The following is a 16,879-nucleotide window of genomic DNA, read 5'->3' as shown; positions in this document are numbered from 1 at the left end:
ATGAGCTCGCTGCTGTACCTGGCCGCCGTCCCGGTGGGCTGGGCATTCCTGCGCTGGATTCGTTTCCGGCCCCAGCGCGGGGTGTTGCTGGTCGCGGCGCTCGTCCCGTTCAACGGTCTGCTCGAGATCGCTCCGGGCTGGATGCAGGTGGCGGGCTGGAAAGAGGCGCTGCTGTGTCTGACGCTGGCCGTGGCACTGTTCGTTCCGCACCGGCAGACCGAGCCGCGTCCGACGCTGCCGTGGGTGCCCTTCGGCGCCGCGCTCTGTGTGTTCGGTGTGGTGTCGGCGTTCGTCACGGCCGGAACGCTCGGGCTGTTCGCCATCAAGATCACGTTCTTCTACTTCGTCGTGATCCCGCTGATCCTCTACCTGCGGCCGTTCACCCCCCGTGACCGCGATCTGCTGGTGACGATCATGATGGTCGAATCGGTGGGTATCGCGTTGTTCGGCCTGGCCCAACAGGTGATCGGCGGGGCCGGGCTGGCGAAGATGGGCTACGAGTACAACGAGACGATCCGCTTCGCCGGTGGTCTGCTCCGGTCCTTCAGCACGTTCAATCAACCGTTCCCCTATGCGTTCTACCTGGTGACGGTGTTGCTGGTGGGTGGTTCGGTGGCGCTGGCCGATCCTCGGCGCGCCCGCAATCGGATGTTCCTGATGGCCACCCCGATCCTGGTACTCGGCGCCGCGGCGAGCGTGGTGCGGGCGGCGCTGGCCGGTTTGCTCGTCGGGGCGTTGCTGCTGGCGGTAGTGCGGTATCGCCGTCAGCTGATGCCGGTGATCCTCGGGTCCGTCGCGGTGGTCGTCGTCGGCGGGATCGCGGTGTCGTCGCAGGCCAGCAGTTCGCTGTTCTCCTCGTCGAGCCTGGCCGACCGCAGCACCGGCTGGAACACCGTGATGCGCACCGTGGGCAGTCATCCCTTCGGTGACGGACTCGGTTCCACCGGTGCGGCGGCGGCGCGGTTGCTCGTCGAGGAACTCGGGCCGATGGCGGGGGAGATGCCGTACGCCACCGGTGAGGTCCAGATCTACGGGCGTCCCTATCAACCCGACAACTACTACGTGAAGCTGCTCATCGAGCTCGGGCCGATCGGGGTGTGGCTGTTCTGCGCCATCCTGGTCGCGATCTTCCTGCTCGCGTTCCGTGGTGCCCGTGCACTGCGCGGACCGGATTCGGCCCTGGCACTCGGTGTCGCGGCGTCGGTGCTCGCCAGCGCGGTAGCGGCGGTGGCGTCCAGCTACTTCGAGATCTTTCCGACCGACTTCTATTTCTGGCTGCTCGCCGCGGTCGTCGGGTGTGCCGTCACGCAGCGCCGACCCGAGCCGGTGTCCGCCGCGCCGAACTCTGTCCCCGAACAGGTGCCGTCATGAATGAATCCGTCAGTACCGCAGTGTGTTTCGGGGCGCTGGCGTTCCGGCCGAACGGTGCGGGCGTCGCCACCTACCAGCGCGAGCTGCTGGCAAGGATGGTCGGGCTGATGCCGGGAACCGCGCTGTCGGCGCTGGTCCAGGCCGATGCCGCGCCCGTGCTGCCCGAGGGCATCGCCCCGATGACGCGACCGGTCGCGGCGGGGGCGCGCCGGGCCTGGCACGGCATTGCCCCGCAGCGTGGTGCCGACGTGTTCCACGGACTCGATGTCGATATCCCGCTCACCGGCCCGAGGGCCACGGTCAGCACCGTGCACGACCTGTCGGTGTTCGACGTGCCGTGGGCGTTCAGCCACTACCGGGCCCGCGGCGAGCAACTGCTGCTGCGGATGTCGCTGACCCGCGCCGACCTGCTCATCGCCGTCTCCGAATTCACCGCCCAGCGCATCGCCGACCGCTTCCGACGCGAGGCCGTCGTCGTCCCGCTCGCCCCGGCCGCCTGGGCGACGGTGCCCGACGAGGCCGCCGTGGACCGGGTGCGCGCCCGGTACGCGCTGCCGCCACGCTTCGTGCTGCAGGTCGGCACCGTCGAACCACGCAAACAGGTCGCGATGCTGGCGCGGGTCGCGGGCGATCTCGACATCCCGCTCGTGCTTGCGGGCGCCGGGTCCGATGGCCCGCAGGCACCGGCCTCGGCGACCGGGCTCGGCTACGTGGACTTCGCGGACCTGCCCGCCCTCTACGCGGCCGCGACCGTGGTGGCCTACTGCTCGGAATACGAGGGCTTCGGTCTGCCGCCGGTGGAGGCCATGGCCTGCGGGGGCGCGGTCGTCGCCAGCGCGGTCGGCGCGCTGCCCCAGGTCTGCGGTGACGGTGCGGTCCTGGTCGAGGGCACGAACCCCGAGGCGTGGGTCCGGGCGATGCGTCCGCTGCTGCACGACGAGGCCGCCAATCGGGAACTGCGCGACCGTGGCCTGGTCGCGATGACGAAACTGAGCTGGCAGGCCACCGCCGAGGCCACCGTCGCCGCCTATCGCACGGCCGGACTCCTGCCGTGAGCGAGCAGACCGCCGCCATCGACGAGCAAGCCGAGAGCAGGCGCCGCGCGCAATCGGGCCGTGCCGCGGCCAACAACACCGCCGCCATGCTGGCCGCCCGGATCTTCGCCGCCGCGCTCGGCCTGCTCGGTACCACCCTCATCGCACGGTCGTTGCCGACGGTCGAATGGGGCTATTTCTCCTTCGTTTTCGGGCTGCTCGGCATGCTGGCGATCGTCACCGATCTGGGTGTCGGGCGGGCGGTCATCGGCAAACTCGTGCACGGCGATCCCACCGAGGCCTCCGAGGTGGCCGCCTCGTTCATCGTATTGCGCACAGTTCTCGGCCTGGTGGGCTACGGGCTCGCCATCGGCTATGTCCTCGTGATGCGGTGTCCCACACCGGTTGTCGCGGCCACGGCGCTCGCCGGGCTGGTGGTGGTGATCGCCACCCCGAGCCACGCGCTGACCATCCTGTTCCAGTCGACGATGCGCCTGACCTTGGTCGCCGCCGCCGAATCCCTCGCGCGCTGCGTCCAACTGGCACTCACGGTCGCCGCGGTGCTGTGGGCGCCGACGCTGCTGTGGGTCGTGGTGCCTGCCATCGCCTACGAGGTCGTCGCGGTCGCGGTGAAGATCGTCGCGGTGACGCGCGGCCTCGGCGGGCCCATCCCGGCGCGGCGCATCGAGTTGCGCTGGTGGGGGCCGATGTTGCGCGAGGCGCTGCCGCTGAGCATCGGTCTGGCGCTCATCATCATGCTGCAGAAGGTCGGGCTGCTGTTGCTCGGGCACGCCGACAGCTTCGAGGCCGTCGGCCTGTTCGCCGTCGGCATGAAGTTCGCCGACCTGCTCGACACCGCCGCCGTCTCGGTCGTCGCGCCGCTGACGACCCTGCTGATCGCGCTGTGGCCCGACGACCCGCCCCGCTTCCGGCGCTATTTCCGGCAGGCGAATGTCGCGCTGATCGCCTTGGGTCTGCTCGCCCTCGTGGCCTTCTGGCCGGTCGCAGGTCAGGTGATCGGGTTGCTGTTCGGCGAGAACTTCGTCGAGGCGGCCGACGCGGGCCGGATCCAGGTGGCCGCAGGCCTGCTCGGTGCGGTCGCGAACCTCGGCCTGGTCGCGCTCATGGCGACCGGACGCAACGCCCTGATCCCGTGGATCGCCGCGCTGGCGCTCGCGGTGAACCTGGGCGTCGCGTGGCCGTTGATCGACCGGATGTCGTACGAGGGCGCCGCCATCGCCGGGTTGATCGCCCAGGTGGTGTTGCTGATCGCGGTGTGGATCGCGGTGCTCGCGACGGTACGGCTGCGGCGGCTGCTCCCGGTCGCGACGGTGGCCGCGCTCACCGGTGTCGCCGTCGCCGTCGTGGGCGTCGCGAGCCTGGCCCAACGGCACTGGGCGCCCCCGTGGATTCTCACCTGCGCTGCGGCCTGCCTGATATACGTTCTCATCGCCGGAAGCATCATGCGAAGGACCGAGGGATTGACCATACGAAGCTTGCGAGGACCGGAAACCGATGACACTGTGGCGAATCGCTCGGGCGGGGCTGACCGCAGTGGTCGTCATGGCGACAGTCCTCGGGTGCGCACCGGAGCCGACAGCGAGCACTGAACCAGTGGTGCGCGGCGGTCTCGGCATCTCGGGCGGACACACCTGGCTGCAGCTCGACGCCGCGGAACTGGACCGGCAGATGGGCATCGTGGCGCAGACCGGCGCCACCTGGGTGCGGATCGACATCGACTGGTCGGTCATCGAACCTGTTCGCGGCGAACAGGATTGGTCGGCCACCGACCGCGCCGTGCGGGCCGCGCGCGCCCACAATCTTTCGGTGCTGGCGATCCTGACCTACGCGCCCGCCTGGGCCGGACAGCACGGCGGTGACGGCGGCAGCAAGACCGCACCGCAACCGGTGTTGTTCGGGCGGTTCGTCGGTGACGCCGTGGATCACTATCGCGACCAGATCGCACACTGGGAGGTCTGGAACGAACCCAATGTGACCGCCTTCTTCGCGCCGAAGCCCGATGTGGCCACCTACGCGCACCTGCTGCGGCAAGCCGCGCTCGCCGTGCGCGCCCGTCAGCCGCACGGGCAGATCATCGTCGGCGGGCTGGCGCCTGCCGCCGACGACGGCCGCGACATCGCCCCCGCCACCTTCGTCGAAGCGCTCTACGCCATCGGCGCCGCCCCCGACTTCGACGCCGTCGCCGTGCACCCGTACTCGTACCCCGAACTGCCCGAATCGCAGAGCTGGTACAACGCCTTCGGCAACCTCATGCGGATCCGGCGCATCATGGACGCCAACCACGACACCACGATGCAGCTGTGGCCCACCGAGTTCGGTGCGCCGACCGGTTCCGGTGCGCGCGCCGTGAGCGAAGACGTGCAGGCCCAGATCATCGATCAGGGACTCGGCATGGTCGCCGCCATCCACGATATCGGCCCCGTGTTCGTCTACTCGCTGGTCGACGCGGGCGCCGACCCGCACGACCTCGAGGACAACTTCGGTCTGCTACGCCGCGACTACTCCGAGAAACCGGCGGTGACCGTGGTGCGCAACCACGCGGAGGTGCTGCGTGCCGGGCGCTGAGCGGGACCTGCTGTTCGTCGCCCACAGCGCGCAGGCCTCGGGCGCGGAGAAGGTGATGCTCGATCTGATCGAGCTGGCGGTGGCGCGCGGTTACCGGGTGCGGGTGGCGTGCCCGGTCGGCGCGCTCAGCGAACGGCTGCCCGGCTCGGTGGGACATGTGCCGATCCCGGAACTCGGCTTGTCGGGTCAGCAGGGCGGTGCGCGGTTCGCGGCCGCACTGGTGATGCTGTGGCACTGGGTGCTGGCCGCCGCCGCGTTGCGAAAGGCCTCGCGCGGTGGCCGGGCGCGGCTGGTGGTGAACTCGACGATGGCCCTGCCCGCCGTGGCGATGTCGGTGCCCCGGCGCCGTGACACGGTCTGGTTGGTACACGACATTCTCGCCAGCACAAGACAATTCGCGGTTGCGCGGATCGGTCGGATGGCGCTGGCACGGGCCGTCGCGGTATCCGAACGGGCGGCGGCCCCGGTGCGCGCGCTCGGCATCGAGACCCAGGTGGCCTGGCTCGGGGTGCCGTGGCCGGTCGAGCCCGCACCCGTGCTGGATCGCTCGCACCCCGTGGTCGGCATCCTCGGAGTGATCACCGAGTGGAAGGGCCACCACGTGCTGCTGGAAGCCGTCGCGGCACTGCCCGGCGTGTGCGTCGAGATCGCGGGGACGGCCCTGCCCGGCGACGAACCGTACCTGGCGTGCCTGCGCGACCGCGCGGCCCGGCCCGACCTCGCCGGCCGTGTGCGCTTCCTCGGCCACGTCGACCCACTGCCGACCATCCGAGGCTGGGACGTCCTCGTTTCGGCCAGCGTCCTCCCCGAAGCGGGACCGCTGGTTGTGCTCGAAGCGATGAGCGTGGGCGTCCCCGTGGTCGCGACCGACCACGGCGGCAATGTGAGCACCGACGTCGCGGTATGCGTCCGCCCCGACGACCCACACGCCTTGTGCGAGGCGCTGAGCCGGATCACCGAGGACCACGCCCTGCGCGCTCGGCTCCGCGAAGCGGGACTCGCGAAGATCGCCACCCGGCACAATCGCACCCGGACCCGCCCGCACATGTTCGACACGGTGGTCGGCGACGGGGACCGAGCGATGTCGACACCGGCCGCGAACTCGACGTCGGCAGCACCAGCCTCACCGTGACCCCCCGGTGAGTCGTCCCGCAGGTCGGACGTCGGTGGGTCCTGGCGTACCGGCCGTCCTTCGACGGGTGGGCCCCCTCAGCCGTGCGCGCTCGGCGTGGGTTTCCGGCGGGTCGTGCGTACAGGGGACGACGAGTTGCCGGGAATCGGCTACCGGTCGACCTTTCGCGGGCGGACGGGATCGTCGACGAACCAGCGGCCGTCGAGTTGCGGGAGGGAAGTTCGGACTTCGCGGAGGAGATCGGGGAGCGTGAGCAGGACAGCGTCGGGTTCGGCCGCCACCAGGTCGGTGGGGGAGATGATGGGGACGTCGGTTCCTGGCATGCGTCGGCCCTGTTTGCCGGGCGAGGCGTCGGCCACACCGGCGAGGAGTTCCCGGTGCGCGCCCGCCATAGCCAGGAGAGCGACAGCCCGGGAGGCGGCGCCGTAGGCGAAGGTCCGAAGACCGTGGGCGGCACGGTCTTCCAGCCAATCGTGGAGAGCGCCGACGTGGCGATCCACCACCTGCTGCAGTCCGCCGGCCGCCGCCAGCGCCTCCTCCTCGGCTGCCAGCAACTGCTCGACCGCCCGGTCGGCGGGATGCGAACCGTGACGCGCGGCGACCAGCACCGTGCCGCCGTAGAGGTCGAACTCCCATGCCGTCACGACGCTCATCCCCGCCGCGGCGAGAAGGGTACGCAGGGAGGCGAGAGAGTAGTAGGCGAAGTGGCCGTGCCGCAACGCATTCCACTGCCCCTGCGCCACGATCGCGGCCAGCGAATGGAACTGCACGAGCAGCACGCCCCCGGGTGCGGTCGCGGCGGCGCGGGCGGCGAAGGCGGCGCGCTGGTCGGGTTCGTGCATGATGCCGAAACAGTCGAGGACCACATCGGCGGGCCCGGTGGTCTCGGTGAAACCGGGCAGCGGCAACCAGGTACCGCCGTGCGGACTGCCGAACTCGGTCACGGTCGCGCCGGCGAGCAGACCGGCCGCACGCACCCGGTCGATCGCGTCGGCCGCCTGATCGCGCAGCGCCTGCGGTTCGATCCCACGCGGTTCGGCGGTGACGGTGTCGTCGTCGGCGAGCTGGGCCAGCCCGCACGCCGCGCACCGGTCCATCCGCAGCGGATGCCCGGACTCGGTCGGCCGCATCGGGGAATCGCGAGGTGGGAAGTGGTCGGCGGCGGGCACCGTGCCCAGGTCGAGCAGGGTGCGCAGCGCGGTGTCACCGCAACCTCGGCAGCGGCGGGTCATGGCAGGATGTCCTCGTGCGTATCGAAAAGACCGAACTGGCCGATGTGGTTGTGCTCGTCCCCGAGCCGTTCCGCGACGACCGCGGCCTGTTCACCCGCACCTTCGACGCCGAAGAATTCGACGCCCACCTCGGAATCGACGGTGCCGCAGCGAGATTCGTCCAGGACTCGCAGTCGCGGTCGAAGCGCGGGGTGATCAGGGGTATGCACGGGCGCGGCGGTCGTGGCGAGGCCAAACTGGTGCGTTGCGCGCACGGCGCGGTGCACGACGTGCTCGTCGACATCCGCCCCGGCTCGCCCACATTCGGTGCGCGGCAAGCCTTCCGCCTCGACGACGAGCTGTTCCACCACCTGTACGTGCCGCCGGGCTTCCTGCACGGCTTCCAGGCGCTCACCGATATCGCCGACGTGTGCTACCGCATCGATCGCCCACACGACCCCGCCGAAGACCTCGGGGTCGCCTACGACGACCCCGACCTCGACATCGACTGGCCGCTGCCGGTGACCGTGGTCTCCGACCGCGACGCGCGCGCGGGCAGCTGGGCGCGGCTGCGCGCTACGCTGAGGCCCGCGCACTGATCCGGCGCAACCGGTCGTCGAGCACACCCGCCTCGCACAGCCCACGCAGGTGCGGCAGCCGGGTGAAACGCTGGAAGAACGCCTCGGACGTGAGCCCCCGCGTCGTGTATTCGATGAACAGCTCCTCGGCACCCGCGGGCACCGTCCACTTCGCCTCGAAACCGAGAACCTCGCGCGCGGCCGAGAAGTCGACCCGGTACGAGCGCGGATCGGCACCGCTCTCACCGGTGATCACCAACCGCGAACCCGGCACCGCGTCCACCACGGCCCCCGCGATCTCGGCGACGGTGAGGTTGTTGACCTCGGTGCCGATATTGAACGCGCGGCACGAGACGTCGGCCGCCGGCGCGGTCAGGCACATCGCGAACGCGGTCGCGATATCCGCGGCGTGCACCAGTGGGCGCCACGGTGTGCCGTCGGAGAGCACCTTCACCTCACCGGTGAGCACCGCGTACCCGACCAGGTTGTTGAGCACGATATCGGCACGCAGCCGCGGCGAGAACCCGAAAGCCGTTGCGTTGCGCAGGAATACCGGGACGAAGTCACTGTCGGCCAGCGCCGCCACATCGTCTTCGACCCGCACCTTGCTCTCGGCGTAGGGCGTGATCGGGCGCAGCGGCGCCTGTTCGGTGACCAGTTCCTCGCCCGCCGCGCCGTACACCGAACACGTGGAGGCGTACAGGAACCGGCGCACCCCTGCTTCCTTGGCCAGCCGTGCCAACCGGACCGAGGCGTAATGGTTGATGTCGTAGGTGATCTCGGGCGCCAGCGCGCCGAGCGGGTCGTTGGACAGCGCCGCCAGGTGGATCACCGCGTCGAACCCGCGCAACTGCTCGACCGTCACCTCCCGCAGATCCACGGCGAGACCCGCCGGGTCACCGGCGAATTCGCCGAGCACACACTCGGCGAAGTACCCGATGTCCAGACCCGTGACCTCGTGGCCCGCCGCCTGCAGCAGCGGAACCATCACGGTGCCGAGGTATCCCTGATGCCCGGTGACAAGTACCCGCATGTTCACGCCTGTTCCCATCTGATGATCGCTTTGTCGAGCACGAAAGCCTCGGCATACGGCGCGTGACACTGCACGCCACGCATCCGGGCCAATCCGAGGAAGGCCTGTTCGTCGAACCAGTCCCGGCCCGCCTGCGACGGATAGTGCTCGTGCAGCAACCGCGACTTGCGGTGCAGCAGTTCGGCATCCATCGGGTGGTACAGCGTCGGGGCCGGAGTATCGGTCTCCCACTTGAGGATCTCGTAGCCGAGGATCAGGTGGTCACGGAACTCGGTGGGCACCAACTCGGCGAGCAACCGGTGATCCTGGTGGGCGTCTCCGCGATGCGGCGCGAACACCACCTCCGGTTCACCGCCGCGGCCGAACGCGCCGAGCGCGTCCTTGATCCGATCCCAGTGCGCGGGCGCCCGCCCGTCCGGCACGTCGAGCACCTCGAGCTTGGGTTTGGTCCCGGAGCAGAAGGCGGTGAGTGCCGCGCGTTCCTCGTCCTCGCGTGCGGTGCCGCCGCCGGAGAGAACCAGTGCCCGCACCTCGACCTCCGGGTCTGCGGCGGTGAGCGCGAGCAGGGTGGCACCCATGCCGATGGCGATGTCGTCACAGTGCGCGCCGAGCACCGCGATCCGCTTCGGCGGACGGGTGAACAAACCGATCACGCCGACTCCCACACCATCCACGGCCGCGAACCGTTGCGGTAGGCGTCGTCGAGTTCAGCGCGCTCCTTGAACGTGTCGGCGGGCTTCCAGAAGCCCAGGTGCCGATATCCGAAGAGGCGACCCTGCCCGGCCAGCGTGCCGCACGCGTCGGCCACCAGGTCACCCCCGGGCGGCAGCAGATCGAAGATCTCCTGGCTGAGCACGAAGAACCCACCGTTCTCCCACAGCGGCATCCGCGCCACCGGCATGATGTCCTTCACCTCGCCGCTGTCGGTGATGTCCACACAGTGGAACGACGACTGCGGGGGAACGACCATCATCGACGCCGCCGCCCCCGAGGCGTGGAAACGCTCGATCATGGTGTCGAGCGGTGCGTCGGTGAGCACGTCGGCGTAGTTGGCCAGGAAGAACTCGTCACCGTCGAGATGCTCGCGCACCCGGCGTAACCGCTCACCGATCGCCGACTCCACCCCGGTGTCGACAAAGGTGATCGACCAGTCGCTGATATCGGCGCCGAGCAGTTCGACCTGACCGTCGCGGATGACGAAGTCGTTGGACGCCGTCTCCTGGTAGGTGAGGAAGAAGTTCTTGATGTGCTCGGCGCCGTAGCCGAGGCACAGCACGAATTCCTTGTGCCCGAAGTGCGCGTAGTACCGCATCACGTGCCACAGCAGCGGTCGGGGACCGACCAGCTGCATCGGCTTGGGCACGATGTCGTCGGACCCGCCGCGCATGCGCATGCCGTACCCGCCGCAGAACAACACGACCTTCATCGATTCACTTTCGTTTCCAGCTCGCCGCGGTGCAGCACCGGCAGCGGGTAGACCAGTTCGCCGCCCCATTCGCCCACGTGGCTCAGCTGTGCGCTGATCTCGGTTTCGAGGTTCCAGGGCAGCACGAGCACAACGTCGGGCCGGTCCGCGTCGATGCGCTCCGGCGGATGGATCGGGATGCGGGTGCCAGGGGTGTAGCGCCCGTGTTTGTAGGGGTTGCGGTCGACGGTGTACTCGAGCAGATCGGGTCGGATGCCGCAGTAGTTGAGCAGGGTGTTGCCCTTGCCGGGAGCACCGTAGCCGACGACCCGCTTGCCCTGCGCACGGCAGTCGAGCAGGAAGCGCAGCAACTCCTGGCGCACCGCCTCCGCGCGCGGCGCCAGGTCCAGATATCCGGCGGGAGTGTGCAGCCCGGCTTCACGTTCGAGGTCGAGCACCTCGGCGACCCGCGGACCCGGCTCGGCGACGGCGTCCGGGCGCGCCCACAGCCGCAGCGAACCGCCGTGGGTGTCGAGCAACTCCACGTCCACGACCGTCAGCCCGCCCACCGCGAGCGCGCGCTGCGCCGAATGCAGGGTGTAGTACTGGAAATGTTCGTGATAGATGGTGTCGAACTGGCCGTGGCGCACCAGGTTCAGGGCGTGGTGCACTTCGATGCTGAGCCAGCCGTCGTCGCTGAGCAGGGTGCGCAGCGCCCGGGTGAAACCGCGCAGATCGGGGATGTGGGCGTAGACGTTGTTGGCGACGACCAGATCGGCCGGTCCGTGCTCGGCCCGCACCCGCGCGGCCGAATCCTCGTGCAGGAACGTGGTTTCCGTCGGCACACCGACCGCGCGGGCGGCGGCACCGACGTTGATCGAAGGCTCGATGCCCAGACACGGGATACCGCGTGCCACTGCGTGCCGCAGCAGATATCCGTCGTTGCTCGCCACCTCGACCACGAACGATTCGGCACCGAGTCCGAGACGCCGCACCGCGGTGTCGACGAAGTCTTCGGCGTGACGCACCCAGCTGTCGGAGAACGACGAGAAGTAGGCGTACTCGGTGAACGTGTCCTCGGGGGTGATCAGCGCCGGGATCTGCAACAGCAGGCATTGCTCACACAGCCGCAGATGCAGCGGATAGGTCATTTCGGGTGACTCGAGCCGTTCGCTGTCGAGGAAGCTCTCACACGCCGGGGTGGCGCCCAGGTCGAGCACGCTCGTGAGCTGCCCGGAATCACACAGCCGACATTGCAACGGGTCCACCTTCATCAGACGCGAGAATTGTCGCGGCCGATGCCGGACATGCCGGACTTCGGTCCTGCGGGACGAGACGTTACAGCGCGGCGCAGGCCATAGCCGCCGGAAAATGTTGCGACCTGGGAAACACCGCGGTGCTCATATCGGGGGTCAGGCCAGGTGAAACCGCGATCGGCTAATTTCCGGCGAAGGCGACCATTCTTCCCGCAGATGTGACATCGCCCACTCCGGAAATCGTTTTTCCTGCCTTCATATCGAAGTGCCATGGACTTTCCGTTATCTCGTCCACCGCTCTCCGTGCTGCTGGGCTAATCTCTGGATCGCGTTGTGGCGCTTGCGCTTCGATGTGGAGGAATTTCGGCGATGTGTAACGATCGTCCCACGGGTTTCGAATCGAGGGGCGTAGCGGCCATCGCAGTGGTCGCGTTCTGGTCGCCGGCGATCGGAAGGGTTCGACTCCCGATAGGGGAGGTGTGTCGGTTCATGAGCTACGAGCTCACCAGTAGTGGCGAGATGGATGCCGTCACCGGCGTGCACGCGGTGCACGACTTGCGACGGGAAAGCTGGCAGACCGCATTCGTGCGGCGCCTGGTCGTCACCGATGCCGTCGCTGTCGTCGGTGCCGTCGGTACCGCGCAGGTGCTGCGGTTCGACGGACCCGTCGACTCGACGCTGGCCTGGCCGTTGCCGTACGACATCGGCTACTCCGCGGTGTCGCTCGCCCTCGCGCTCGGCTGGCTCGCGCTCTTGCACGGGTACGGCACCCGCGCACCCCAGGTGATCGGCACCGGCAGCGAGGAATTCCGCAGGCTGGTTTCGGCGAGCCTGCGCCTGTTCGGTGTCCTCGCCATCCTCGCGCTGCTGTTCCGCATCGAATTCGCCCGTGGCTACCTGGCCATCGCCCTGCCCGCCGGGCTGTTCGGCCTGATCGCCGGGCGACTGGCCTGGCGCAGGCAACTGCGCAGCCTGCGGGCCGAAGGTCGCTGCCACACCGCGGTGCTCGTCGTCGGCTCGCCCGAAGCCGCCCACGCCATGGCTACGGCGTTCACCGACGACCCGGCCTCCGGGTACCGGGTGGTCGGGGTGTGCGTGCCGACCGGGTCGGGGGAGCGGGTCGAAACCCTCGGCGGCGCCTCGGTTCTCGGTGACGACCGCTCCGTACTCGACGCCGTGCGCCGCAGTGGGGCGGGCTCGGTGGCTGTCGCGGCGACCGACCATCTCGGCCCGGCCGAATTGCGGCGCATGGCATGGGAACTCGACCCGCTCGGCGTCGACTTGATCGTGGCACCGGGTGTCGTGGACATCGCCGGTGTGCGCCTCAATCACCGGCTGGTGGCCGGGATGCCGATGCTGCACATCGACCGCCCGCGCTACGGGCGGGCCAAGTCCACTCGTAAGGCGCTGTTCGACTTCTGTTTCGCGGCCATGGTGGTGCTGCTCAGCGCACCGGTGCTGCTCGCCATCGCGCTGGCGGTGAAGCTGAGCAGCCCCGGCCCGGTCTTCTACCTGTCGGAGCGGATCGGCCGCGACGGCGTGCCGTTCCGGATGATCAAGTTCCGCAGTATGCGCCCCGACGCCGACACCACCGTCGACGAGCTCATCGCCGAGCACGGCGGAAACCCGGTGTTCTTCAAGGTCAAAGACGATCCCCGGGTGACGCCGGTCGGCCGCTTCCTGCGCAAATACAGTCTCGACGAACTGCCCCAGTTCTTCAATGTGCTGCGCGGTGAGATGAGCGTGGTCGGGCCGAGGCCACAGGTGCAGCGTGAGGTCGACACCTACGACGGCGAGATGCGCAGGCGGCTGCTGGTGAAGCCAGGGCTCACCGGGCTGTGGCAGGTGAGTGGACGCTCGGACCTGTCACCGGAGGATTCGGTGCGCCTGGACCTGTCGTACGTGGAGAACTGGTCGATGGTGCTGGACGTCGCCCTCATCGCCCGAACCATCGGGGTGGTCACCCGGGGCGAGGGCGCGTACTGAGCCGGTGCGCCGAAGACGCACCGGCCCATTCCCTTTCAGCGCAGATCGCGGCGACGGTAGGCGAACAACCCCACCGCGATGCCGGTTCCCGCGACCGCCAGCAACCAGACGATCGGGGTGGCGGTGAACTCCGCGCCCGGCAGCTTCGGCGGATGCACGAACGGCACGAGATCGAGCACCCACTGCGGGAAGCTGCCCAGTGAGCCGAGCAGGAACCCCACGACCATCGCGCTCAACACACCCCAGCTCAGCGGCGCGAACCGGGGCAGGGCGCCGACGAGCAGCACCGCGACGGCGGTGACCACCCACACGGCAGGCAGTTGCACGGCCGCCGCGGCGAGCGCCTGGCCGATCTTGTTTCCCGGGTCGCCACCGGTCGCACCCCAGACCACACCGATCGCCAGCCCGGCGGTCAGCAGGCCCACCGCCGGGCCACCGAGGGCGAACAGCAGATGGCTGCCCGCGTACCGGATCCGGCCGACAGCGGCCGCCAGCACGCTTTCGGTGCGACCGGTGTTCTCCTCCTCGTGCAGTCGCAGCACGGCCGACACCGAGTAGGCCGACGCGGCGGCCGCGAGCATCGCGATGGCGTAGGCGATGAACGACTTCTCCAGATCGTCCGAACCGCCGAGCGAGGTGATGACATCGCGCAGCGATTCGCTGCCGTCGAGCATGTCGCCGATGCCCGTCACCGCGCCACCGATGAGCAGACCGTAGAGAGCGAAACCGGTCGTCCAGGCGAGCAGCGACCCACGCTGCAGCCGCCAGGCCAGCCCGAACGGTCCCGACAGCGAGGTGCCCGCCGTAGCCGGGCCCGGCCGGTCGGCCAGCAGGCCCGCGCCGAGGTCGCGGGTGCGCAGCAGTTGGTAGGCCAGCAGTGTCGCACCGGCACCGAGGACGAGCAGCGGCACGAGCACCCACCACCGTTCGTGAGCGAAGGGCCGGATCTGCAGGCACCAGCCCACCGGTGAGAACCAGGACAGCACACCGTTTCCCGCGTCGCCCACCGCGCGAATCGCGAACGCCGCACCGAGGGACCCCAGGGCGATTCCGCGCGCGATCCTGGCGCCCGTGCTCAATTGCGCGGCGACCGCGGCGATCGCGCCCCAGACGACGCCGGACGCAGCCAGCGCCGCACCGAACGCGAGCGACCCCGCGACGGGCAGATCTGTCGCGAGCAGCGAAGCCGCACAAGCGATTCCGGCGATCGCCGAGGCGCCGTAGGTGAGCAGGAGCGCACCGGTGAGGCCGGCGAACCGCCCGATGCTCGTCGCACCGACCAGTTCCGCGCGCCCGGTCTCCTCCTCGACCCGGGTATGCCGGATCACGGTGAGTACGGCCGCGATCGCGATGAGCGCGTACATGGCCCCGGCCTTCCAGGTGCCGATAGACCCGAGGGCCGAACTGAACACCGGGCCGTACATGGCGACCAGAGCCGGGCTGGCGGCTGTCGTCGTGGCGAAACTGTCGAGCTGTTCCTGGGTGGAGTAGAGATCTTTGATCGAGACCACTTGGATCGCCGGCATCAGCCCGATCAGCAATGCCCACAGCGGGGCGACCACCCGGTCACGGCGCAGGGCGAGCCGCAGCATCTGCCCGGTGCCGGTGAACTCGTCTGCGGCACGCGATGTTCCGGTGAAGCGACCGGTGGCGGTGAGCGTGCTCATGCGCGCACCTTCTCGGGCTGATCGACGTGGTAGTGGCGCAGGAACAGGTCTTCCAGCGTCGGGGGAGTGCTGGTCAGGCTCCGGACGCCCGCGTCACCGAGTACCCGGATGAGCGCGCCCAGATTGTCGGCGTCGACCTGGCAGCGCAGAGTCGAACCGTCACGCTCCACGTCGTCGACACCGGGTAGCGTGCTCAGATCGCCTGGGTCGCCGATCAATTCGGCCGTGATCGCGGTGCGGCTCAGGTGACGCAGTTCGCGCAGCGAACCGGATTCGACGGTTCGGCCCGCGCGGATGATGGTCACCCGGTCGCACAGGTGCTCCACCTCCGAGAGGATGTGGCTCGACAGCAGCACCGTCGCGCCGCGCGCGGCGGCGTCCCGCACGCATTCCTGAAAGACCTGCTCCATCAATGGATCCAGGCCCGAGGTCGGTTCGTCGAGGATCAGCAGGTCGGCCTCGGCGGAGAAGGCCGACACCAGCGCCACCTTCTGCCGGTTGCCCTTGGAATAGGTGCGTGCCTTCTTGGTCGGGTCGAGTTCGAAGCGCTCGATCAGTTCGGCGCGGCGCGCCTGGTCGAGGCCACCGCGCATGCGGGCGAGCAGGTCGATGGTTTCCCCGCCCGACAGCGACGGCCACAGCGTGACATCGCCTGGCACATAAGCGATCCGCTCGTGCAGCGACACCGCGTCGGCCCACGGGTCACGGCCGAACAACTGCGCCGAACCGCCGGTCGCCCGGAGCACGCCGAGCAGAATGCGGATGGTGGTGGACTTGCCCGCACCGTTGGGTCCGAGGAACCCGTGGATCTCACCGGGCCCGACCTGTAGGTCGAGCCCGTCGAGAGCGGTGAAGCGACCGAAAGTTTTGCGCAGGTCGCGGGTTTCGACGACCTGCTGGATGGGGGACGGCATTGCTACTCCTCGAGGAGAGAGTCGAGCAGAGACGGGTCGGTCAGCATGCCCTGGGTGTAGAGCTCGATGGCCGGGAAGGTGAGTTCGGTGGACAGCTCGCGAATCGCCTTGCCGTAGTCGAGTTTTCCCTCGCGCTGACTACGCATCTGCAGATAGAGGTTCATGGCTCCGACATGGCAGAGCACCAGATAGCGGGCACGGGCCACGGGATCGTGGCTCGGTTTGATGCGGCCTTCGTCGACGGCGGCCTGGGTGTACTGCACGGCGTCGTCGATCATGTGCTCGAGCAGCGACTCGGCGAGCGGTCCGCCGGCCTGGAAGCTGCGCAGCATGTAGGCCACCAAGGGTGCGTAGATCTCGATCTCGGCCAACGCGTCGAGCATCCCGGTCGGACCGGTGGCGCGGATGGCCCGCAACTTCTCGTCGCGGATGATCTCGATCACTCGTTCGTCGCACGCCGCGCGCAGGCCGTCCTTGGACCCGAAGTGGTGATTGACCAAGCCCGGTGACACCCCGGCGGCAGTGGCGATGGCACGCACGCCGACACCGAATCCCTGCTCTCCGAACAGGTCGATCGCGGCGTCACGGATGCGCGCGGCCGTGCTCAGGTCGGTGGGGGATCCTTGCGAAACGGGCTGTTGGTTAAACACATGTTCAATATACTAAACGAGTGTTCAATCAGTCCACAAGAGGGTGTGCGAGGGAG

General features: G+C 69.0%; 15 protein-coding genes. 7 read left to right on the top strand and 8 right to left on the bottom strand.

Annotated features, from left to right (window positions below; translation table 11 throughout):
- Genes NI2_RS09960 through NI2_RS09940 form a run of 5 tightly spaced genes read left to right on the top strand, consistent with a single transcriptional unit; the run spans position 1 to position 6,123 of the window.
- Positions 1–1,371 carry an O-antigen ligase family protein gene (locus NI2_RS09960; RefSeq protein ID WP_067488710.1) on the top strand — a complete coding sequence of 457 codons (1,371 nt, stop codon included), beginning with the start codon at positions 1–3 and terminating at the stop codon, positions 1,369–1,371.
- On the top strand, positions 1,368–2,426 hold the full coding sequence (locus NI2_RS09955) for a glycosyltransferase family 4 protein (protein WP_067488708.1): 1,059 nt from the start codon (positions 1,368–1,370) through the stop codon (positions 2,424–2,426). The genes NI2_RS09960 and NI2_RS09955 overlap by 4 nt, the downstream gene beginning before the upstream one ends.
- Positions 2,423–4,015, top strand: coding sequence for an oligosaccharide flippase family protein (locus NI2_RS09950; protein ID WP_067488706.1), 1,593 nt, complete (start codon positions 2,423–2,425; stop codon positions 4,013–4,015). The genes NI2_RS09955 and NI2_RS09950 overlap by 4 nt, the downstream gene beginning before the upstream one ends.
- Complete coding sequence (locus NI2_RS09945; RefSeq protein WP_166655787.1) at positions 3,969–4,991, top strand: glycoside hydrolase 5 family protein; 1,023 nt, start codon at positions 3,969–3,971, stop codon at positions 4,989–4,991. Before NI2_RS09950 ends, NI2_RS09945 begins: the two co-directional genes overlap by 47 nt.
- The gene (locus NI2_RS09940; protein ID WP_067488702.1) at positions 4,978–6,123 is read left to right on the top strand and encodes a glycosyltransferase family 4 protein; all 1,146 of its coding nucleotides are present in this window, start codon (positions 4,978–4,980) and stop codon (positions 6,121–6,123) included. The genes NI2_RS09945 and NI2_RS09940 overlap by 14 nt, the downstream gene beginning before the upstream one ends.
- A gap of 149 nt (positions 6,124–6,272) precedes the next feature.
- Here the strand turns inward: NI2_RS09940 and NI2_RS09935 are convergent, their stop codons facing one another.
- Positions 6,273–7,355: a class I SAM-dependent methyltransferase gene (locus NI2_RS09935; protein WP_067488700.1), complete on the bottom strand. Its 1,083-nt coding sequence runs from the start codon at positions 7,353–7,355 to the stop codon at positions 6,273–6,275.
- Between the two features lie 14 nt (positions 7,356–7,369).
- Between NI2_RS09935 and rfbC the strand changes: the two genes are divergently transcribed.
- Positions 7,370–7,933, top strand: a complete 564-nt coding sequence (gene rfbC / locus NI2_RS09930) for a dTDP-4-dehydrorhamnose 3,5-epimerase (RefSeq protein ID WP_067488699.1) — start codon at positions 7,370–7,372, stop codon at positions 7,931–7,933.
- Here the strand turns inward: rfbC and NI2_RS09925 are convergent.
- The 4 genes from NI2_RS09925 to NI2_RS09910 are packed head-to-tail and all read right to left on the bottom strand — an operon-like array spanning position 7,911 to position 11,609.
- Positions 7,911–8,945 (bottom strand): NAD-dependent epimerase/dehydratase family protein, encoded by a 1,035-nt coding sequence (locus tag NI2_RS09925; RefSeq protein ID WP_067488698.1) that lies wholly within the window; start codon positions 8,943–8,945, stop codon positions 7,911–7,913. The genes rfbC and NI2_RS09925 overlap by 23 nt on opposite strands.
- A 2-nt stretch (positions 8,946–8,947) precedes the next feature.
- Entirely contained in the window at positions 8,948–9,598 is a 651-nt protein-coding gene (locus NI2_RS09920) for a PIG-L deacetylase family protein (protein WP_067489121.1), read from the bottom strand.
- Positions 9,595–10,371, bottom strand: a complete 777-nt coding sequence (locus tag NI2_RS09915; protein WP_067488697.1) for a glycosyltransferase family protein — start codon at positions 10,369–10,371, stop codon at positions 9,595–9,597. The genes NI2_RS09920 and NI2_RS09915 overlap by 4 nt, the downstream gene beginning before the upstream one ends.
- Entirely contained in the window at positions 10,368–11,609 is a 1,242-nt protein-coding gene (locus NI2_RS09910) for a class I SAM-dependent methyltransferase (protein ID WP_067489119.1), read from the bottom strand. The genes NI2_RS09915 and NI2_RS09910 overlap by 4 nt, the downstream gene beginning before the upstream one ends.
- A gap of 486 nt (positions 11,610–12,095) precedes the next feature.
- On the opposite strand from NI2_RS09910, the gene NI2_RS09905 reads away from it, so the two are divergent.
- Entirely contained in the window at positions 12,096–13,592 is a 1,497-nt protein-coding gene (locus NI2_RS09905; protein WP_067488695.1) for a sugar transferase, read from the top strand.
- Positions 13,593–13,627: 35 nt separating this feature from the next.
- Here the strand turns inward: NI2_RS09905 and NI2_RS09900 are convergent, their stop codons facing one another.
- The 3 genes from NI2_RS09900 to NI2_RS09890 are packed head-to-tail and all read right to left on the bottom strand — an operon-like array spanning position 13,628 to position 16,823.
- On the bottom strand, positions 13,628–15,259 hold the full coding sequence (locus tag NI2_RS09900; protein ID WP_067488694.1) for an ABC transporter permease: 1,632 nt from the start codon (positions 15,257–15,259) through the stop codon (positions 13,628–13,630).
- Complete coding sequence (locus tag NI2_RS09895) at positions 15,256–16,161, bottom strand: ABC transporter ATP-binding protein (protein ID WP_133734103.1); 906 nt, start codon at positions 16,159–16,161, stop codon at positions 15,256–15,258. The genes NI2_RS09900 and NI2_RS09895 overlap by 4 nt, the downstream gene beginning before the upstream one ends.
- Before the next feature lie 14 nt (positions 16,162–16,175).
- Positions 16,176–16,823 carry a TetR/AcrR family transcriptional regulator gene (locus tag NI2_RS09890; protein WP_067488692.1) on the bottom strand — a complete coding sequence of 216 codons (648 nt, stop codon included), beginning with the start codon at positions 16,821–16,823 and terminating at the stop codon, positions 16,176–16,178.
- Between the last annotated feature and the right edge of the window lie 56 nt (positions 16,824–16,879).

Source organism: Nocardia ignorata NBRC 108230, assembly GCF_001612905.1.
Classification (GTDB): domain Bacteria; phylum Actinomycetota; class Actinomycetes; order Mycobacteriales; family Mycobacteriaceae; genus Nocardia; species Nocardia ignorata.
The sequence above is the reverse complement of the archived record's forward strand: the minus strand, read 5'-3'. Positions and strand labels throughout refer to the sequence as shown.

What these genes read in the sequence shown, in the direction of transcription:
- NI2_RS09900 (WP_067488694.1), bottom strand. Translation starts at nt 15,259, where the DNA reads ATGAGCACGCTCACCGCCACCGGTCGCTTCACCGGAACATCGCGTGCC.
- NI2_RS09960 (WP_067488710.1), top strand. Translation starts at nt 1, where the DNA reads ATGAGCTCGCTGCTGTACCTGGCCGCCGTCCCGGTGGGCTGGGCATTC.
- NI2_RS09955 (WP_067488708.1), top strand. Translation starts at nt 1,368, where the DNA reads ATGAATGAATCCGTCAGTACCGCAGTGTGTTTCGGGGCGCTGGCGTTC.
- NI2_RS09935 (WP_067488700.1), bottom strand. Translation starts at nt 7,355, where the DNA reads ATGACCCGCCGCTGCCGAGGTTGCGGTGACACCGCGCTGCGCACCCTG.
- NI2_RS09925 (WP_067488698.1), bottom strand. Translation starts at nt 8,945, where the DNA reads ATGCGGGTACTTGTCACCGGGCATCAGGGATACCTCGGCACCGTGATG.
- NI2_RS09905 (WP_067488695.1), top strand. Translation starts at nt 12,096, where the DNA reads ATGAGCTACGAGCTCACCAGTAGTGGCGAGATGGATGCCGTCACCGGC.
- NI2_RS09945 (WP_166655787.1), top strand. Translation starts at nt 3,969, where the DNA reads ATGGCGACAGTCCTCGGGTGCGCACCGGAGCCGACAGCGAGCACTGAA.
- NI2_RS09915 (WP_067488697.1), bottom strand. Translation starts at nt 10,371, where the DNA reads ATGAAGGTCGTGTTGTTCTGCGGCGGGTACGGCATGCGCATGCGCGGC.